Genomic DNA, 16,675 nt, shown 5'->3' on the forward strand with positions numbered 1-16,675 from the left:
CCTTGTCGTTATCAGGCCAGCACGCCGGCCGCCCGCAGGGCACCCTCGACCTGCGCGTGGAACGCCGGCGAGAGCGGCGTCATCGGCAGGCGCAACGCCGGCCCGCACAGGCCCATCCTGGCCATCGCCCACTTCACCGGGATCGGGTTCGCCTCGACGAACAGGTGGCGGTGCAGCGGCATGAGCCGGTTCTGGATCTCCATCGCCTTGCGGGCCTCGCCGTTGACGGCGGCCACGCACAGCTCGTGCATCGCGCGCGGCGCCACGTTGGCCGTGACGCTGACGTTGCCGTGGCCACCGCACAGCATGAGGGCGACGGCCGTGGGGTCGTCGCCCGAGTAGACGGAAAAGCCCTTGGGCGCGTCGCGCAGCAGCCACTGGGCGCGCTCGAGGTTGCCGGTGGCTTCCTTGATGCCGACGATGCCGGGCACCTCGGCCAGGCGCAGCACGGTGTCGTGCTGCAGGTCCGCGACCGTGCGGCCGGGCACGTTGTACAGCACCAGCGGCAGGTCGCCCACCGCCTCGGCGATCGCCTTGAAGTGCAGGTACTGGCCTTCCTGGGTGGGCTTGTTGTAGTAGGGCACGACCTGCAGCTGGCAGTCGGCGCCGACCTTCCTGGCGAATTTCGCCAGCTCGATCGCCTCGGCGGTCGAATTGGCGCCGCAGCCGGCCATGATCGGCACGCGGCCGCGGGCCTGCTCGACCGAGACGCGGATGATCTCCTGGTGCTCGGCCACGGTGACGGTGGGCGACTCGCCGGTGGTGCCGACGACGCCGATGCAGTCCGTGCCCTCGGCGATGTGCCAGTCGATCAGGCGCCGCAGCGCCGGGTAGTCGACGCTGCCGTCGTCGTGCATCGGCGTGGCCAGGGCCACGATACTGCCGGTGATAGGGGTCATGGGCGAGGGCGGGTCGAAAGCGAAGATTCTACCCAGAGCGGGTGCCGAACCCGACCGTCGGCGGGGTCCGTCCGCACGGCCGCGATGCGCTGCACGAACCGCTCGGGCGCGTCGAGGAATCCGTCCTCGTAGGCGACCACGCGCAGCCCCGCGCACAGGGTGAGCAGTTCGCCGTGGCGCAGCAGGAAGTCGGGGCGCGAAGGCCGGCCGACCGTCTCGTTGCCGTCGGCGAAGGTCTCGTACAGCAGCACGCCGCCCGGCGCGATGCTGGCCAGCAGTGCCGGGAACAGCGGGCGCCAGAGGTAATTGGTGACGACCACGGCGGCGAAGGTCTCGCCCGGCAGCGGCCACGGCCCGCCTTCGATGTCCGCGGCGATGGCGCGGCCGAGCGGCTGCGCGGCGGCGACCGCCTGCGGGTCGCGGTCGATGCCGGTGACGGGGTGGCCGCGGCCGGCGAACCAGCGCAGGTGCCGGCCCTGGCCGCAGGCGACGTCGAGCACCGCGCCGCCCGGCGCCACCAGGTGGCTCCAGCGCCGGATCCAGGGCGAGGCGTCGCCCGTGCCGTGCGGCGTCACCGCGGCCCCGTCTCGTGCGCCAGCGCGGCCCGCGCCATCCGGTCGACGACGCCGGGGGCGACGAGCTTCAGGAAGCGGCCGAACTTGCCCTTGCCCGTCATGACCACGTCGCGGCTGCGGTCCTCCATGCCCTCGAGGATCAGGCGGGCGCACTCCTCGACCGGCATCGCGTCCTGCTCCTTCAGGCCGCTGCGGCCGGCGGGCCGGCCCTGGGCATTCCAGCCGTTGCGGCGGATCTCGGTGGCGACGACGCCCGGGTAGGCGATGGTGACCGACACCCCGTCGGGCTGCACCTCGGTGCGCAGCGCCTCGAAGAAGCCGGCCATGGCGAACTTGGTGGCGCTGTAGGCGGTGCGGCCGGGCACGCCCAGCAGGCCGGCGAGCGAGGAGACGGCCACGATGCGGCCGCGCGCGGCCTTCAGGTGCGGCAGGGCGGCGTGGGTGCACCAGATGCTGCCCCAGAGGTTGACCGTCATCAGGTCCTGGTACCAGCGCAGGTCCTGGGCCCGGACGTCCTCGAACCGCGCGTGCGCCGACACGCCGGCGTTGTTGACGAGGCAGTCGATGCCGCCGAAGTGGCCCACGGCCCGCTCGATGAGCGCGCGGCACTCGGCCTCGCGCGTGACGTCGGTGGGCACGGCGAGCGCGGCGGCGCCCAGCGCCTCGCACTGGGCGGCCACGTCGGCCAGCTTGTCGGCATTGCGCGCGGCCAGCACGAGGGCGGCGCCGGCGCGGTGCCGGCGGGCGAGCTGGCGCGCCAGCTCGGCGCCGATGCCGTCGGAGGCGCCGGTGATCACATGGATTCTCATCGTGTCATTGGAAGCAGGCCCAGAGCTGGTCCGCGAGCATGACGACGATGGCGGGGCGCGTGTACAGGGCAAACACTGCCGCCAGCACCGCGGCGGCCGCGGTCCAGGCGATCAGGCGGCGGGCAGCCGGGCGCATGTCAGGCCGGCTGCGGCGCGGGCCGGGCGATCGGCGCCTCCCGCACGGGCAGGTTGACGATGGCGGCGAACAGGCCCAGGGCGATGGCGATCCACCAGACGATGTCGTAGCTGCCGGTGCGGTCGTACAGCAGGCCGCCCAGCCACACGCCCATGAACGAGCCGATCTGGTGGCTGAAGAACACGAAGCCGCCCAGCATGGACAGGTGCGCCACGCCGAAGATCTGGGCGACGGTGGCGTTGGTGGGCGGCACGGTGGACAGCCACAGCAGGCCCATGACGGCGGCGAACAGGTAGACCGACAGGGGCGACAGCGGCGCCCACAGGAACACCGCGATGGCCACGGCCCGGGCGAAATAGATGAAGGACAGGATCTTGCGCTTGGCCAGCCGCTGGCCCAGCGAGCCGGCGATGTAGGTGCCGAACACGTTGAACAGGCCGATCAGGGCCAGCGCGTAGCTGGCCACCTGCGGCGACAGGCCCTTGTCCCTCAGGTAGCTGGGCATGTGCACGCCGATGAAGACCACCTGGAAGCCGCAGACGAAGTAGCCGGCCATCAGCAGCTGGAAGCTGGGGTACTTGAAGGCCTCGCGCAGCGCCTGCCCGACGGTCTGCTGGCGGCGCGGCGCGTGGCCGGCGGCGAAGCCCGGCTCGCGCAGGCCGAAGGCCAGCGGCATCACCAGCAGCACGGCCGCGGCCAGCGCCAGCAGCGCCTGCTGCCAGCCCAGGCCCGAGATCAGGAAGCCCTCGACCGGCACCATCAGGAACTGGCCGAAGGAGCCGGCCGCCGCGGCCACCCCCATCGCCCAGGAGCGCCGGGACGGGTCGATCTGCCGGCCGATGACGCCGTAGACGACGGCGTAGGTGGTGCCGGCCTGGGCGGCGCCGATCAGCACCCCGGCGGTGAGCGAGAACAGCAGGGCATTGGGCGACAGCGCCATGCCCGCCAGGCCCAGCGCATACAGCGCGGCGCCCAGCACCAGCACCCGGAAGGCGCCGAAGCGGTCGGCCAGCATGCCGGCAAAGATGCCGAAGAAGCCCCAGGCCAGGTTCTGGATGGCGATGGCGAAGGCGAAGGTCTCGCGCGTCCAGCCCTGGGCCTGCGTGATGGGCTGCAGCCACAGGCCGAACCCGTGGCGGATGCCCATGGACAGGGTGACGACGGCGGCGCCGCAGGCGAGGACCTGGCGCATGGAAAGGCGGGCGGGCTGCATCCGGGCGACTGTAGCCAATCGCGCCGGGCGGCCGCCGTCGCGCGGCTGACGGCCCCATGAATTCCTAGGCCGCCATTGATGCCGTTGGCGCATCGGCCGCGGCGGGCTGGATGTTTGTCCAGTGCTAGGATGGCGCGCCACTACAATCCGCCACCCATGGCCACCCGACCCGCCTCCGCTCCCGAGTACTCCGAAGGTTCGATCCGCGTGCTCAAGGGCCTCGAGCCCGTGAAGCAGCGGCCGGGCATGTACACGCGCACCGACAACCCGCTGCACATCATCCAGGAGGTCCTGGACAACGCCGCCGACGAGGCGCTGGCCGGGCACGGCAAGCGGATCAAGGTCACGCTGCACGCCGACGGCTCGGTCAGCCTCGAGGACGACGGCCGCGGCATCCCGTTCGGCCTGCACCCGGAAGAAAAGGCGCCGGTCATCGAGCTGGTCTACACGCGGCTGCACGCGGGCGGCAAGTTCGACAAGGGCAAGGGCGGCGCCTACAGCTTCTCCGGCGGCCTGCACGGCGTGGGCGTGTCGGTGACCAACGCGCTGGCCAAGCGGCTGGAAGTGACCACCCACCGCGAGGGCCAGGTGGCCACCATCGTCTTCTCGGGCGGCGACGTGGCCGAGCCGCTGAAGGTGCGCAAGGCGGCCGAGGGCGACCGGCGCTCGGGCACCACGGTGCGGGTCTGGCCGGACGCCAAGTACTTCGAATCCAGCCAGTTGCCGCTCACCGAGCTGGCCCACCTGCTGCGCAGCAAGGCCGTGCTGATGCCCGGCGTGGCGGTTTACCTGGTCAACGAGAAGACCCGCGACAGCCAGAGCTGGCAATACAAGGGGGGCCTGCGCGACTACCTGATGCAGACCCTGCCGGCCGACCCGGTGATCCCGCTGTTCGAGGGCGAGGGCTATGCCGAGAACAACGAGACCTTCGCCGAGGGCGAGGGCGCGGCCTGGTGCGTGGCGTTCACCGAGGACGGCGCGCCGGTGCGCGAGAGCTACGTCAACCTGATCCCCACCAGCGCCGGCGGCACGCACGAGAGCGGCCTGCGCGACGGCCTGTTCAACGCGGTCAAGAGCTTCATCGAGCTGCACTCGCTGCTTCCCAAGGGCGTCAAGCTGCTGCCCGAGGACGTGTTCGCCCGCGCCTCGTACGTGCTGTCGGCCAAGGTGCTGGACCCGCAGTTCCAGGGCCAGATCAAGGAGCGCCTGAACTCGCGCGACGCCGTGCGGCTGGTCTCCAGCTTCGTGCGCCCGGCGCTGGAGCTGTGGCTGAACCAGCACGTCGACTACGGCAAGAAGCTGGCCGAGCTGGCCATCAAGGCCGCGCAGACGCGCCAGAAGGCCGGCCAGAAGGTGGAAAAGCGCAAGGGCTCCGGCGTCGCCGTGCTGCCCGGCAAGCTGACCGACTGCGAGAGCAAGGACATCTCGCACAACGAGGTGTTCCTGGTCGAGGGCGACTCCGCCGGCGGCAGCGCCAAGATGGGCCGCGACAAGGAATGCCAGGCGGTGCTGCCGCTGCGCGGCAAGGTGCTCAACACCTGGGAGGTCGAGCGCGACCGCCTGTTCGCCAACACCGAGATCCACGACATCGCGGTGGCGATCGGCGTCGACCCGCACGGCCCCAATGACACGCCCGACCTGTCGGGCCTGCGCTACGGCAAGGTCTGCATCCTGTCCGATGCCGACGTGGACGGCTCGCACATCCAGGTGCTGCTGCTGACGCTGTTCTTCCGCCACTTCCCCAAGCTGATCGACGCCGGCCACGTGTACGTCGCCCGGCCGCCGCTGTACCGCGTGGACACGCCGGCGCGCGGCAAGAAGCCCGCGGGCAAGCAGTACGCGCTGGACGAGGGCGAGCTCACCGCCATCCTGGACAAGCTGCGCAAGGAGGGCGTCAAGGAAGGCGCCTGGACCATCAGCCGCTTCAAGGGCCTGGGCGAGATGAGCGCCGAGCAGCTGTGGGAGACCACGCTCAACCCCGACACGCGCCGCCTGCTGCCCGTGCACCTGGGCAAGTTCGACTTCGCCGGCACCGAGTCCCTGATCACCAAGCTGATGGGCAAGGGCGAGGCCGCGGCCCGCCGCGAGTTGATGGAACTGCACGGCGACGCCGTCGAACTGGACATCTGAGCCCGCGCATGCTGCCCGCCGCCGCCCCTTCCAGCGCCAGCAGGCCGCCCGCCCGGGCCCGGCTGCGGCCGACGATGCAGAGCGACCTGGAGTTCGTGCTCTCGCTCGAGGGCGACGCGGCCAACCTGCCGTTCATCACGCCCTGGGAGCGCACGCAGCACGAGGCCGCCATCCGCTTTCCGGACTTTCGCCACTTCATCATCGAAGGCGGCGAGGACCTGGCCTCGGTCGGCTTCCTGATCCTGATCGGCTGCAAGAGCCGCAACCAGGCGCTGGAGCTCAAGCGCATCGTCGTGCGGGACAAAGGGCTGGGTTACGGCCGCGCCGCGCTGCGGGTGGCCAAGAAGGTGGCGTTCGACGACCTGGGCGCGCACCGCCTGTGGCTGGACGTGCGCACCCGCAACGAGCGCGCCCGCGCGCTCTACGAGAGCGAGGGCTTCGTCCTCGAGGGCACGCTGCGCGAGTGCGTGCGCGGCGCCGACGGCGCGTTCGATTCGCTGGCCGTGATGGCGATGCTGGCCGCCGAGTTCGGCCAGCGCCGCGCCCAGGGCCTGGAGCTGCTGCGGTGACGCGCTGGCTCGCGCCGCTGCTCGCCCTGGCGCTGGCCGGCGCCGGCACGGCGGCGCATGCCGAGGTCTGGGGCTACGTCGACGCCAAGGGCGTGGCGCACTTCGCGCCCGGCAAGCTGGACGAGCGCTACGAGCTGTTCTTCCGCGGCGGCGAGAGCTTCGACACCGCCGAGGGCCTGGCGGGCAAGACCCCGCGGCCCGTGGCCGTGCCCACCAGCGCCACGCGCCTGATCGCCTTCTTCGAGGTGTCGCCCGGCTACAAGCAGGTCAAGCACCACCTGCGCGAGGCCTCGCGCGCCCACCGCATCGACTACGAGCTGCTGCAGGCGCTGATCGCCACCGAGTCCGGCTTCGACGCCGCGGCGGTCTCGCCCAAGGGCGCCATCGGCCTGATGCAGGTGATGCCGGCGACCGCGCAGCGCTTCGGCCTGCAGGCCGACCGCAGGGCGCCGGTCGAGAAGAAGCTGGCCGACCCGGGCACCAACATCCGCACCGGCACGCGATACCTGCGGCACCTGCTCGACCTGTACCCCGGCAACCTGGAGCTGGCGCTGGCCGCCTACAACGCGGGCGAGGGCGCGGTGCTGCGCGCCGGCCACCGCATCCCCAACTTCCGCGAGACGCAGGACTACGTCAAGACCGTGCTGCAGCTGTACGCGATGCTCAAGCCGCCCGCGATGACGGCGCAGGTGCGCCGCGTGCGCGTCGAGATGGGCGGTGCGCCCACCGGCGGCGCGGTCGGGCGCGGCAACCTGCCGGCCGATCCCGACCGGGTCGCCCCCGCATCCGCACCGGCACCTGCCCCTGCAGCCGCGCTCGAGCGCGTGGCGGGCGATCTCGCCGCCGAAGGGACCGGGCCCGGTGACTGAGTCCCGCTTCACCCCGCTGCGGTCGCGGCCGCGAGAAGACGCCGCATGCCGTTGCTGACGACGCCGTTGCAGTGGGCGGTGCTGGGCGCCTTCACCGGCGCGCAGTTGCTGCTGGTGGTGCTCAGCGTGCTGATCGCCAATGCCTACCGCGACCGCGGCCTGCTGGTGCACGCCGTGGCCACCCTGCTGGGCACCGTGGTGATCCAGGGGCAGCAGGTCGACGAGCTGGCCCCGCTGGTGCCGGCCGGGCTGCTCGGCCTGATGGCCTTCTCGGCGATGCACGTGCAGGGGCTCACCACGCACGTCGGTTCGCTGCGGCCGTTCCGCCGATGGATGTCGGCCGCCGCGATGGTGCTCGGCGCGTTGGCCCTGCTGGCCACGGTGGTGCGCGAGCCGCGCCTGCTGCTGGCCGGGGCGGCGCTGCTGTTCCTGCTCGATGCCGCCGTCGTCACGCGGGCCTGGCCGCAGAGCCAGCCGTGGGCGCAATGGGTGGTGGCCGGCCAGGGCGCGCTGCTCGCGGCGGGGGTGTGGACGGGCGTGCCCGGCCTGGCCGGGGGCAGCCCGCTGCTGCTGGGCGGGGTGCTGGCGTTCTGGTCGATGGCGATCTACCTGGCCAGCGTGTGGCGCAGCCGCGTGTTCGGCGAGCGCCAGTGGCGCCAGGCCGCCGAGCGCCACGAGGACCCGCTCACCGGCCTGGCCACGGCGATGGTGCTGGGCCAGCGCATCCAGTCGGCGCGCGCCCTGATGCGTCGCCACGGCCACCCCAGCTCGCTGCTGCTGGTGCACGTGGACGAACTGGCCCGCATCGCCGCCGAACTGGGCGCGCGGCACGCCGAGGCCGCGACGCTGGAGGCCGGCCTGCGCCTGCGCAGCGCGCTCAGCCGCGCCGACGTGGCCGCGCGCGTGGCCCCGCACCGCTTCGCCATCCTGGCCGAGGGCAGCTCCACCGAGGAGGCGGCGGCCAACCTGGCCAGCCGCATCCTGGTGGCGGGCCTGAAGGAGCCGCTGCACGCGGTGGAGGGCGCCTTCCTGCATTTCCGCATCGTCCTTGCCGAGCTGCCGACCGACGACGCCTCCGTGCCCGGCCTGCTGCAGTGCCTGGGCGAGCGCCTGGACGCCGACGTGGCGCGCGCGCGCGACCGGCGCATCCACACCCTGCCGCCCGAGGACGTCCGGCCGCAGATGTCGACCCAACCCCTTCCCATGCCATCCCCATGGACGACCAAGACGAACTGATCACGCCCGCCGACGGCGGCGACGACACCCAGCTGGACCTGGCCACCTACGCCCAGCGCGCCTACCTCGAATACGCGCTCAGCGTCGTGAAGGGGCGCGCGCTGCCCGACGTGTGCGACGGCCAGAAGCCCGTGCAGCGGCGCATCCTGTACTCGATGGCGCGCATGGGGCTGGGCTTCGGCGCCGGCGCCGGCGCCAAGCCGGTCAAGAGCGCGCGCGTGGTCGGCGACGTGCTCGGCCGCTTCCACCCGCACGGCGACCAGGCGGCGTACGACGCGCTGGTGCGCATGGCGCAGGACTTCAGCCAGCGCTATCCGCTGATCGACGGCCAGGGCAACTTCGGCAGCCGCGACGGCGACGGCGCAGCGGCCATGCGCTACACCGAGGCGCGGCTGGCGAAGATCACCAACCTGCTGCTCGAGGAGATCGACGAGGGCACGGTCGACTTCGCGCCCAACTACGACGGCAGCACCCAGGAGCCGCTGCAGCTGCCCGCGCGGCTGCCCTTCGCGCTGCTCAATGGCGCCAGCGGCATCGCCGTCGGCCTGGCCACCGAGATCCCGAGCCACAACCTGCGCGAGATCGCCGACGCCTGCGTGGCGCTGGTCAAGAACGCCAAGCTCACCGACGACGAGCTGTTCGCCCTGGTGCCCGGCCCCGACTATCCCGGCGGCGGCCAGGTGATCAGCAGCGCGGCCGACATCGGCGACGCCTACCGCACCGGGCGCGGGTCGCTCAAGGTGCGCGCGCGCTGGAAGATCGAGGACCTGGCGCGCGGCCAGTGGCAGCTGGTGGTCAACGAGCTGCCGCCGGGGGTGAGCGCGCAGCGCGTGCTGGAGGAGATCGAGGAGCTGACCAACCCCAAGGTCAAGGCCGGCAAGAAGGCGCTGCTGCAGGAGCAGCTGCAGCTGAAGCAGACCGTGCTGTCGGTGCTGGACGCCGTGCGCGACGAGTCGAGCAAGGACGCGCCGGTGCGCCTGGTGTTCGAGCCCAAGACCAGCCGCATCGAGCAGGCCGAGCTGATCACCACGCTGCTGGCGCACACCAGCCTGGAGACGTCGGCGCCGATCAACCTCACCATGGTGGGCCTGGACGGCAAGCCGGTGCAGAAGTCGCTGCGCCAGATGCTCACCGAGTGGATCGAGTTCCGCCACCGCACCATCGAGCGCCGCTCGCGGCACCGCCTGGACAAGGTGCTGGACCGCATCCACATCCTCGAGGGCCGGCAGCTGGTGCTGCTGAACATCGACGAGGTGATCGCGATCATCCGCAACAGCGACGAGCCCAGGCAGGCGCTGATCGAGCGCTTTCGCCTCTCGGACCGCCAGGCCGAGGACATCCTGGAGATCCGGCTGCGGCAGCTGGCCCGGCTGGAGGCCATCAAGATCGAGCAGGAACTCAAGGACCTGCGCGAGGAGCAGAAGAAGCTGGAGGAGATCCTGGGCAGCCCGGCCGCGCTGCGCCGGCTGATGGTCAAGGAGATCGAGCAGGACGCCAAGCAGTTCGCCGACGCGCGCCGCACGCTGATTCAGGCCGAGAAGCGCGCCGTCGCCGAGGTGAAGGTGGTCGACGAGCCGGTCACGGTGGTGGTGTCGCAAAAGGGCTGGGTGCGCGCGCGCCAGGGCCACGGCCACGAGGCCGCCAGCTTCGCCTTCAAGGCCGGCGACGGCCTGTACGGCACCTTCGAGTGCCGCACCGTGGACACGCTGCTGGCGTTCGGCAGCAACGGCCGCATCTATTCGATCCCCGTCTCCACGCTGCCCGGCGCGCGCGGCGACGGCCAGCCGGTCACGACCTACATCGACCTGGAGTCGGGCACGCACCTCGTGCACTACTTCGCCGGCGCCCCCGGGGCGTGGCTGCTGCTGTCCAACAGCGGCGGCTACGGCTTCCTGGCCACGGTGGAAAACATGATGTCGCGCCAGCGCGGCGGCAAGTCGTTCATCAGCTGCGCGGCCGGCGAAACCATCTGCCGGCCGTCGCCCGCGAACGTGCCGCCGCAGGCGCCGGCCACGCACGTGGCCTGCGCCTCCACCGGCGGGCGGATCCTCACCTTCGACATCACCGAGCTGCGGCCGCAGGCCAACGGCGGGCGCGGCCTGATGCTGATCGACCTGGAGCCCAAGGACACGCTGGCGGGCGCCGCCGCCTACACGCGCAGCGTGAAGATCAGCGGCATCGGCCGCGGCGGCAAGGACCGCGACGAGACGCTGGAGATCCGCTCGCTGAACAACGCCAAGGGCGCGCGCGGGCGCAAGGGCAAGGCGGCCGACCTGGGCTTCAAGCCGGCGCAGATCGAGCGGGTGGAGTAGGGCGGGGGAGGCGCCTGGAGGACGGCGAGACGGGTCGCTGGCCGCAAGTCAGGCAGCCTGCGCGTGGAACTTCACGCCCAGCGCGCGCGCGACCTTCAGGACGGTCGCGAAACTGGGATTGCCAGTTTCGCTCAGAGCCTTGTACAGGCTCTCCCGGCTCAGTCCGGCGTCGCGAGCAACCTGGCTCATTCCCTTCGCGCGAGCAATGTCCCCAAGAGCCCGCGTGATTCCGGCGGCGTCCTCAGGCGCCTCCTCGAGCCACGCGTCCAGATAGGCCGCCATTTCCTCTGGAGTTCGTAGCTGCTCCGCGACGTCGTACGCGACGGTCTCCGTGCGAGCGACCGCCGTTGCCTTCGACTTCGACTTCGATGCTCCCTTGACCATCACTCCTCCTGCAGGCCTTTCGCCAACGAGATTGCAGTCTTGATGTCCTGTTGCTGCGACGACTTGTCGCCACCAGCGAGAAGAACGATCAGAACCCCCGCGCGCTCGGTGTAGTACACCCGGTACCCAGGTCCAAAGTCGACCTTCAGCTCGCACACCCCATGGGTCAGCGTCCTGTGTTGCCCGGGGTTGCCATGAGCCAACCTGTCCACGCGCACCTGAACTCGCGCGCGACCGACACGATCCTTCAGAGAGTTGATCCAGTCTCGGTAGACCGCGGTCATCTCCACGCGCATGGCTTAAGTGTATCCTATGGGCTACATGTCCGCCAAGCTCAGGAGCGGACGACGTGACGCAGATGCGCTCTGACGGCGGATCGGGCCGCCGCACCCTTCAAGACCGCACCAGCCCCATCCGCGCCGCTTCCAGCGCGGCCTCGGCGCGCGAGGAGACATTGAGCTTGCGGTAGACGTTCTTGATGTGGGCCGCGACCGTGTTGCGCGTCACGCCGAACTGCTGCGCCACCTCGGCCAGCGTGTAGCCCTTGGCGACGCGCTGCAGCATCTCGGTCTCGCGCTCGGTCAGGCGTCCCTCGTCCTCGATCTGCCTGACCAGCGTGGTGCGGCGGTCGGGCGCGCCGGCGAAGTAGCCCAGGACGCGGCGCGCGATCGGTGGCGACAGCGGCGGCTCGCCGCTGGTGATGCGCAGCAGGTGCGCCACCAGCTGCTCGTGCGGCTGGTCCTTGAGCAGGTAGCCGAACGCGCCGGCCTGCAAGGCGGGAAAGAGGTGGTCGTCGTCGTCGTGGATGCTCACCACGACGGGCACGGCCTGGGGCTGGCGTTCCTGCAGCAGGCGCAGCAGGTCGATGCCGCTGCCATCGGGCAGGCCCAGGTCCACCAGCGCCAGGTCGAACGGCTGCGTGGCGATGGCCGCAACGCCTTCGTCCACGCGCGAGGCCAGCGTCAGGTGCAGCCCGGGAAAGGCTTCCTGCGCGACTTGCGCGAGCCAGGTGCGGATGTCCGGCAGGTCCTCGACGATCAGGGCGGTCTTCATGGCGCGTCCATGGTATCGGATGGCGTCTCCAGCGACACCCACGCGGCAAGCCGCGTGCCGCCGCCCTGCGCGGCGTCGAAGCGGTGCCAGCCCGCCAGGCGCCGCACGCGGGCCTCGATGCTGGCCAGGCCATGGCCGCGCGCGGCCGTGCCGGCGGCGGGCAGGGCGAGCCCCCGGCCGTTGTCGGTCACCTCCAGCAGCAGCCCGTTGTCCTCCAACGCGATGCGGATGTCGCACGCGGTCGCGCCGCTGTGCCGGATCACGTTGCTGATCGCCTCGCGCAGCACGCGGGTGCACTGCACCTGCACGCGCGAGGGAAGTGCCAGGGCCTCGTCCGGCTGCGGCGCCGCCCAGCGCACCTGCAGGCCGGCCGCCTGCAGCCGCGCCACGCACTCCGCGCGCCAGTCGGCAAAGACATCCTGGGCCCGGGCGGGTTCGGCGGTCATGCCGCGCACGGCCAGCCGCATCTCGTCCATCGCCTGCCGCGCGAGCGTCGCGATCCGCTCGCCCCCCGGCGCCCCGGCCACGCCGGCGCTGGCCTGGGTGATGCCCAGCAGGCGCGCGCCCAGGTCGTCGTGCAGGTCCGAGGCGATGCGCCGGCGCTCGCCACGCGCGGCTTCCGCGGCGCGCAGCTGCGCGATCTGGCGCCAGTTGTGCTCGATCTCGCGCGACTTCTGCGCGACGCGCCGCTCCAGTTCGACGTTGGCCTGTTCCGTCGCGCGCAGCGCCCGCGAGAACTGCCGCAGCAGGTGGATGCCGATGATGCCCGCCACCACCGGCGCGGCCAGGTGCGCGACCTGCAGCCCCTGGAAGGGCAGCCAGCGGTTCTGCATGGCGATCTCCAGGCCGGCCATGCCGGCGACCGCGGCCAGCGCCACGGCCAGCACCCAGAAGTCCTGCCGGCGCTCGCGCCAGGACACCACGAAGAAGAAACCCGCGAAGGCCAGGAACTCCAGGCCCATCAGGTTGTAGAAGGCGGCGAAGGCCGGCAGCACGCGATCGGGCGCCGCGGCCAGGAGCAGCCCGGGTGCGAGCGCGCACTGCAGCCACAGCGCGCGCTCGACGCGCGGGCAGCGGCGATCCACCATCCGCAGCAGGAAGACGAAGAAGCTGCTGAAGGTGGGCGCCATCAGGCTGTAGAACAGGATGTCGGCCACCAGCGTGCCCGGCAGCGGCGCGAACAGCCGCACCTCCAGCAGCGCCCAGCCGGCCGCGTACAGGCCGAAGTACAGCAGCCGGCCGCCCTGGCGCCGCACCAGCGACAGCCCCAGCAGGCCCAGGCCCAGCGCGCCCAGCAGCGCGCAGACGAGTTGCGCGATGCCGACCGTCCAGAACTGCTGGTCGTCGAAGCGCTCCTGCAGCGGCGCCAGCGGACCCACCGTCACGGCCGACAGGCCCGCCGCGCGCTGGCGCGACACCACGCCCGGCGCCGCCCGGCCCGCGACGTCGAGCTGCAGCGCGTTGGCGCCGGGGCGCAGCAGCGACCGGGGCAGGGTGACGAGGTGGGGCTGGTAGCAAAGGTGGGTCTGCGGCGCCAGTCCGGCCATGCCGCCGATGGCCTCGCCGTTCAGGCGCACGCGCAGGCCGCTGCAGGCGCGCTCCACATAGACGGCCAGCAGGTCATCGCCGGGCGGCGCCTGCAGGGTGAGGCGGTAGCTGCCCACCCCCACGTAGCCGGGGACGTCCGACTCCCAGACATGGGGGAGCTGGACGCGACGCTCCAACCCGCCGGCGCGGAACACGGCATCGCGCAGGAGCTGCTCCTGCCCCGCCGCCGGCCGCGCCACGGCCAGCACCAGCCACGCCGCCAGGGCGACCATCCTGCGCCACCGAATCCCCATCCGGGCATTGTCGCCACAGTTCGCGGTGCCGCCTAGCAGCGTGGCCGGTGGTTGGCCCCGCCACGCCCTTGACCCGTAGGCGAATCGCCTCCATCAGGCGCATGCCGGTGCCGAGCCGTGCGACAAGCACCGGCGGATCGTTAGCTGCACTCAACGCTCATGTGGATTGCACGCCGAGCGAGCCTCGCTTAAGCTGCCGCGTCGCAAATAGCCAGGGGGAGCGGTTTATGGGCGAGTGGTCCGAGTACTTCGAGGATTTCCCTGAGGAGAATCCTGCCAACTACGTCAATGGTCGCTTCGACCCGAAAGGGGCTGCGGAGGCGAGGGTCGCGGAATCGAAGGTCGCGAAAGACCAAGCGGCGCTGAATGCTGAGATCCAGGCGATCGTGCAGAAGCATCGCACCGCTGGCGCACGCGGCAAGTCCTAGTCGGCCCCGTGCCAGCTAACTGGTCGTTCGGTACGGACGCACACGTGCTTCCGTGCGCTTCGCGCACTCACCTTGTGTGCGCCGGTCAAAGATCGGTGGCAGACCCTCTGAGCTCTAACAGGCCGGTCAACGCGGACGCCTTGCCGCGTACGGCCGTTGCGCGGCCTCCGGGTGCAAGTCGCCGGTTACCTCTACGTTAGATGTCGTGGAAGTCCGCGCGCCTGACTTGTCGGAGTTGGCAGCAGTGAGGGCACTGCTCGCCTCAAACGGATGGGCACATCGTCTCGGCGACGAGGCATGGCTTGAGAAGCTGATCGCCGCGTCTCGAGCGTTTGTCGCGATAGAAGCAGGCGAGATCGTGGGCTTCGCTCGTGGTGTGACGGACGGACTCTCTAACGGCTACCTGTCGATGCTGGTCGTTGCGGAGACGCATCGCCGCAAAGGCGTCGGTTCGCGCCTGGTCCGTGAGATCATTGGCGCCGAGCCTAAGATCACCTGGGTACTTCGGGCCTCCCGACCTGGTGCTCGCGAGTTTTTTGAGCGCCTCGGATTCCAGCCCTCTTCAGACGCAATGGAGCGAATTCGTGCGAGTCGCCCCGACTTCTAACTTGGCGGTCGACACGGACGCCCAACGGCGTCCGCGCGCACTGCGCGCCCCTGTTGGTCGCCGCTCACCTCTACGTTAGGCGTCCTGAACACCGAGGCCTTACCGTCCACCATCTCTCCTCAAAGCTACCCAAATGCATGAAGGCTCTTGTCACTGCGGCGCAGTTCGGCTGACGTTGCCGTCCACGCCCGTGGTGGCCACGGACTGCAACTGCTCTCTTTGTCGTCGCATCGGTGGTCCCTGGGTCTACTATGAGTTCGGTACCGTAAAGATCCAGGGGCACCCGGAAGCCACCGCCGAGTACATCCAGCGCGACGGAACGATGCGGACAATTCACTGTTGCACCTGCGGATGCGTAACGCACTGGGAGCCGTTGGTTCCAACTGAAGGAGCCAAGCACGGAGTCAACTTGGGGAACTTCGAACCCGCACTCATAGCGTCTGTCAGAGTCCGGAAGTTCGATGGCGCGAACACTTGGAAGTTCTTCGACGAACTGGAAACGCCAGGTAATGCATCGGGCACAGGCGACGCCTAACCCCTCCTTCGAGGGGACGTCCACAAGCAAGCCTCGCCTGCTTGCGGCCGCCCCGCATGTCAAACGTTAGACCTCACGAAACGCCGCGCCATGCTTCAACGCTCCGCAATTGCACAAGCTGTCGGACTGGTTGGCTGGCTGGCGATCGTGTTTGCCGCGGCCGCAGTTGGGGCATTAGCCTCAGTCAATGCCAGCTCGTTCTATGCGCAGCTCAGTCGCCCAGTCTGGGCGCCGCCGGCGTCAGCCTTCGGTCCTGTTTGGTCTGTGCTCTATCTTCTTATGGGGCTTGCTGCTTGGTTGGTCTGGCGCATCCGGGGCGCTGACCATCTTCGCCTCGCATTAGGCCTTTTCATTCTGCAGCTCTGTGCAAATGCTCTCTGGTCTTGGTTGTTCTTCGCATGGCGCAATGGAGCGATCGCGTTCGCGGATGTGCTTGTATTGCTGGCTCTGATCGCCGCTACGATTGCGGTGTTCTGGCGCATCAGCCGCCTAGCGGCCATCCTCATGCTCCCCTATTTCGCATGGGTAACCTTGGCGTCCGCACTCACTTGGAGCATATGGCAACGCAATCCAGTTGCCCTGTAAGCTGTCCGGACGCGAGGCCTAACAAGTCGGTCGACGCGGACACGCACCGACAGCGCGCCGCGAGGCGCGCGGGTGATCGTGCACCTCGTGGCGCGCTGCCGGTGCGTTCCGGTCAGCTCTAACGTTAGACCGCATGAACGACATCTTTGGCTTGCTAGGCTGGCAGATGCTCCTCGCCTTACTCGCCGTGGCGTTGTGGTTTGCCGCCCATCGCGAGAAGGCTTCTCGCGATCGAAAGGGCCAGGTCCTGGCGGCTTGGTTGCTGCTTGCCGGAGCCGGCCTGGGCTTGGTGCCGCTTCTCATGTTGCACGGCCTCTTTGAAGGCGCCGAAATTCTCTTGGCGCTTGCTCCTCCGCTCCTTACGCTCATCCTCTGTGTTCGTATCTTGGCGAATCCCGTTCGCAGCAAGTCTCACGAGAGCGACTCGTCGAAGGAGAGCATGTGAACCTCGCCACCACGCGGTCTAACTGGTCATTCGACACGGACACGCATGA

The 16,675-nt window shown here is 70.3% G+C and carries 19 protein-coding genes; 10 read left to right on the forward strand and 9 right to left on the reverse strand.

Going from position 1 to position 16,675, the window contains the following annotated elements:
* Nucleotides 1-11: 11 nt before the first annotated feature.
* Genes dapA through AC3ANR_RS08270 form a run of 5 tightly spaced genes read right to left on the reverse strand, consistent with a single transcriptional unit; the run spans nucleotide 12 to nucleotide 3,632 of the window.
* Nucleotides 12-899 (reverse strand): 4-hydroxy-tetrahydrodipicolinate synthase, encoded by an 888-nt coding sequence (gene dapA / locus AC3ANR_RS08250; RefSeq protein ID WP_488291394.1) that lies wholly within the window; start codon nucleotides 897-899, stop codon nucleotides 12-14.
* A complete protein-coding gene (locus AC3ANR_RS08255) occupies nucleotides 896-1,474 on the reverse strand; it encodes a class I SAM-dependent methyltransferase (protein ID WP_488291395.1) in 579 nt (192 codons plus the stop codon). The genes dapA and AC3ANR_RS08255 overlap by 4 nt, the downstream gene beginning before the upstream one ends.
* A complete protein-coding gene (locus AC3ANR_RS08260) occupies nucleotides 1,471-2,283 on the reverse strand; it encodes an SDR family oxidoreductase (protein WP_488291396.1) in 813 nt (270 codons plus the stop codon). The genes AC3ANR_RS08255 and AC3ANR_RS08260 overlap by 4 nt, the downstream gene beginning before the upstream one ends.
* A 4-nt stretch (nucleotides 2,284-2,287) precedes the next feature.
* Complete coding sequence (locus AC3ANR_RS08265) at nucleotides 2,288-2,419, reverse strand: hypothetical protein (RefSeq protein ID WP_488291397.1); 132 nt, start codon at nucleotides 2,417-2,419, stop codon at nucleotides 2,288-2,290.
* A gap of 1 nt (nucleotide 2,420) precedes the next feature.
* Complete coding sequence (locus tag AC3ANR_RS08270) at nucleotides 2,421-3,632, reverse strand: MFS transporter (protein WP_488291398.1); 1,212 nt, start codon at nucleotides 3,630-3,632, stop codon at nucleotides 2,421-2,423.
* A gap of 156 nt (nucleotides 3,633-3,788) precedes the next feature.
* On the opposite strand from AC3ANR_RS08270, the gene AC3ANR_RS08275 reads away from it, so the two are divergent.
* The 5 genes from AC3ANR_RS08275 to parC are packed head-to-tail and all read left to right on the forward strand — an operon-like array spanning nucleotide 3,789 to nucleotide 10,748.
* Entirely contained in the window at nucleotides 3,789-5,762 is a 1,974-nt protein-coding gene (locus AC3ANR_RS08275) for a DNA topoisomerase IV subunit B (RefSeq protein WP_488291399.1), read from the forward strand.
* 8 nt (nucleotides 5,763-5,770) lie between these two features.
* Nucleotides 5,771-6,331: a GNAT family N-acetyltransferase gene (locus AC3ANR_RS08280; RefSeq protein ID WP_488291400.1), complete on the forward strand. Its 561-nt coding sequence runs from the start codon at nucleotides 5,771-5,773 to the stop codon at nucleotides 6,329-6,331.
* Complete coding sequence (locus tag AC3ANR_RS08285; protein ID WP_488291401.1) at nucleotides 6,328-7,200, forward strand: lytic transglycosylase domain-containing protein; 873 nt, start codon at nucleotides 6,328-6,330, stop codon at nucleotides 7,198-7,200. Before AC3ANR_RS08280 ends, AC3ANR_RS08285 begins: the two co-directional genes overlap by 4 nt.
* A 45-nt stretch (nucleotides 7,201-7,245) precedes the next feature.
* Nucleotides 7,246-8,436 (forward strand): GGDEF domain-containing protein, encoded by a 1,191-nt coding sequence (locus AC3ANR_RS08290; protein ID WP_488291402.1) that lies wholly within the window; start codon nucleotides 7,246-7,248, stop codon nucleotides 8,434-8,436.
* Complete coding sequence (parC, locus tag AC3ANR_RS08295; RefSeq protein WP_488291403.1) at nucleotides 8,415-10,748, forward strand: DNA topoisomerase IV subunit A; 2,334 nt, start codon at nucleotides 8,415-8,417, stop codon at nucleotides 10,746-10,748. The genes AC3ANR_RS08290 and parC overlap by 22 nt, the downstream gene beginning before the upstream one ends.
* Nucleotides 10,749-10,796: 48 nt before the next feature.
* Here the strand turns inward: parC and AC3ANR_RS08300 are convergent, their stop codons facing one another.
* From AC3ANR_RS08300 to AC3ANR_RS08315, 4 genes are all read right to left on the reverse strand, one after another.
* Entirely contained in the window at nucleotides 10,797-11,132 is a 336-nt protein-coding gene (locus AC3ANR_RS08300) for an addiction module antidote protein (RefSeq protein ID WP_488291404.1), read from the reverse strand.
* Complete coding sequence (locus tag AC3ANR_RS08305) at nucleotides 11,132-11,428, reverse strand: type II toxin-antitoxin system RelE/ParE family toxin (RefSeq protein WP_488291405.1); 297 nt, start codon at nucleotides 11,426-11,428, stop codon at nucleotides 11,132-11,134. Before AC3ANR_RS08305 ends, AC3ANR_RS08300 begins: the two co-directional genes overlap by 1 nt.
* Nucleotides 11,429-11,525: 97 nt before the next feature.
* On the reverse strand, nucleotides 11,526-12,185 hold the full coding sequence (locus tag AC3ANR_RS08310; RefSeq protein WP_488291406.1) for a response regulator: 660 nt from the start codon (nucleotides 12,183-12,185) through the stop codon (nucleotides 11,526-11,528).
* Entirely contained in the window at nucleotides 12,182-14,026 is a 1,845-nt protein-coding gene (locus AC3ANR_RS08315; RefSeq protein WP_488291407.1) for a sensor histidine kinase, read from the reverse strand. Before AC3ANR_RS08315 ends, AC3ANR_RS08310 begins: the two co-directional genes overlap by 4 nt.
* Before the next feature lie 101 nt (nucleotides 14,027-14,127).
* Between AC3ANR_RS08315 and AC3ANR_RS08320 the strand changes: the two genes are divergently transcribed.
* From AC3ANR_RS08320 to AC3ANR_RS08340, 5 genes are all read left to right on the forward strand, one after another.
* Nucleotides 14,128-14,454: a hypothetical protein gene (locus tag AC3ANR_RS08320; RefSeq protein ID WP_488291408.1), complete on the forward strand. Its 327-nt coding sequence runs from the start codon at nucleotides 14,128-14,130 to the stop codon at nucleotides 14,452-14,454.
* A gap of 244 nt (nucleotides 14,455-14,698) precedes the next feature.
* Nucleotides 14,699-15,061 carry a GNAT family N-acetyltransferase gene (locus AC3ANR_RS08325; RefSeq protein ID WP_488291409.1) on the forward strand — a complete coding sequence of 121 codons (363 nt, stop codon included), beginning with the start codon at nucleotides 14,699-14,701 and terminating at the stop codon, nucleotides 15,059-15,061.
* A gap of 133 nt (nucleotides 15,062-15,194) precedes the next feature.
* The gene (locus tag AC3ANR_RS08330; protein ID WP_488291410.1) at nucleotides 15,195-15,596 is read left to right on the forward strand and encodes a GFA family protein; all 402 of its coding nucleotides are present in this window, start codon (nucleotides 15,195-15,197) and stop codon (nucleotides 15,594-15,596) included.
* A gap of 90 nt (nucleotides 15,597-15,686) precedes the next feature.
* The gene (locus AC3ANR_RS08335) at nucleotides 15,687-16,181 is read left to right on the forward strand and encodes a TspO/MBR family protein (RefSeq protein WP_488291411.1); all 495 of its coding nucleotides are present in this window, start codon (nucleotides 15,687-15,689) and stop codon (nucleotides 16,179-16,181) included.
* Nucleotides 16,182-16,314: 133 nt separating this feature from the next.
* Complete coding sequence (locus AC3ANR_RS08340) at nucleotides 16,315-16,626, forward strand: hypothetical protein (protein ID WP_488291412.1); 312 nt, start codon at nucleotides 16,315-16,317, stop codon at nucleotides 16,624-16,626.
* Nucleotides 16,627-16,675: the final 49 nt, after the last annotated feature.

The sequence above is a fragment of the Ramlibacter sp. JJN2-2R genome (assembly GCF_057747835.1).

Coding starts and splice junctions, on each gene's coding strand:
- AC3ANR_RS08260 (WP_488291396.1), bottom strand. CDS start 2,283: ATGAGAATCCATGTGATCACCGGCGCCTCCGACGGCATCGGCGCCGAG.
- AC3ANR_RS08335 (WP_488291411.1), top strand. CDS start 15,687: ATGCTTCAACGCTCCGCAATTGCACAAGCTGTCGGACTGGTTGGCTGG.
- AC3ANR_RS08300 (WP_488291404.1), bottom strand. CDS start 11,132: ATGGTCAAGGGAGCATCGAAGTCGAAGTCGAAGGCAACGGCGGTCGCT.
- AC3ANR_RS08265 (WP_488291397.1), bottom strand. CDS start 2,419: ATGCGCCCGGCTGCCCGCCGCCTGATCGCCTGGACCGCGGCCGCCGCG.
- parC (WP_488291403.1), top strand. CDS start 8,415: ATGGACGACCAAGACGAACTGATCACGCCCGCCGACGGCGGCGACGAC.
- dapA (WP_488291394.1), bottom strand. CDS start 899: ATGACCCCTATCACCGGCAGTATCGTGGCCCTGGCCACGCCGATGCAC.
- AC3ANR_RS08340 (WP_488291412.1), top strand. CDS start 16,315: ATGAACGACATCTTTGGCTTGCTAGGCTGGCAGATGCTCCTCGCCTTA.
- AC3ANR_RS08280 (WP_488291400.1), top strand. CDS start 5,771: ATGCTGCCCGCCGCCGCCCCTTCCAGCGCCAGCAGGCCGCCCGCCCGG.
- AC3ANR_RS08310 (WP_488291406.1), bottom strand. CDS start 12,185: ATGAAGACCGCCCTGATCGTCGAGGACCTGCCGGACATCCGCACCTGG.
- AC3ANR_RS08270 (WP_488291398.1), bottom strand. CDS start 3,632: ATGCAGCCCGCCCGCCTTTCCATGCGCCAGGTCCTCGCCTGCGGCGCC.
- AC3ANR_RS08330 (WP_488291410.1), top strand. CDS start 15,195: ATGCATGAAGGCTCTTGTCACTGCGGCGCAGTTCGGCTGACGTTGCCG.
- AC3ANR_RS08305 (WP_488291405.1), bottom strand. CDS start 11,428: ATGCGCGTGGAGATGACCGCGGTCTACCGAGACTGGATCAACTCTCTG.
- AC3ANR_RS08290 (WP_488291402.1), top strand. CDS start 7,246: ATGCCGTTGCTGACGACGCCGTTGCAGTGGGCGGTGCTGGGCGCCTTC.
- AC3ANR_RS08320 (WP_488291408.1), top strand. CDS start 14,128: ATGCCGGTGCCGAGCCGTGCGACAAGCACCGGCGGATCGTTAGCTGCA.
- AC3ANR_RS08315 (WP_488291407.1), bottom strand. CDS start 14,026: ATGGGGATTCGGTGGCGCAGGATGGTCGCCCTGGCGGCGTGGCTGGTG.
- AC3ANR_RS08275 (WP_488291399.1), top strand. CDS start 3,789: ATGGCCACCCGACCCGCCTCCGCTCCCGAGTACTCCGAAGGTTCGATC.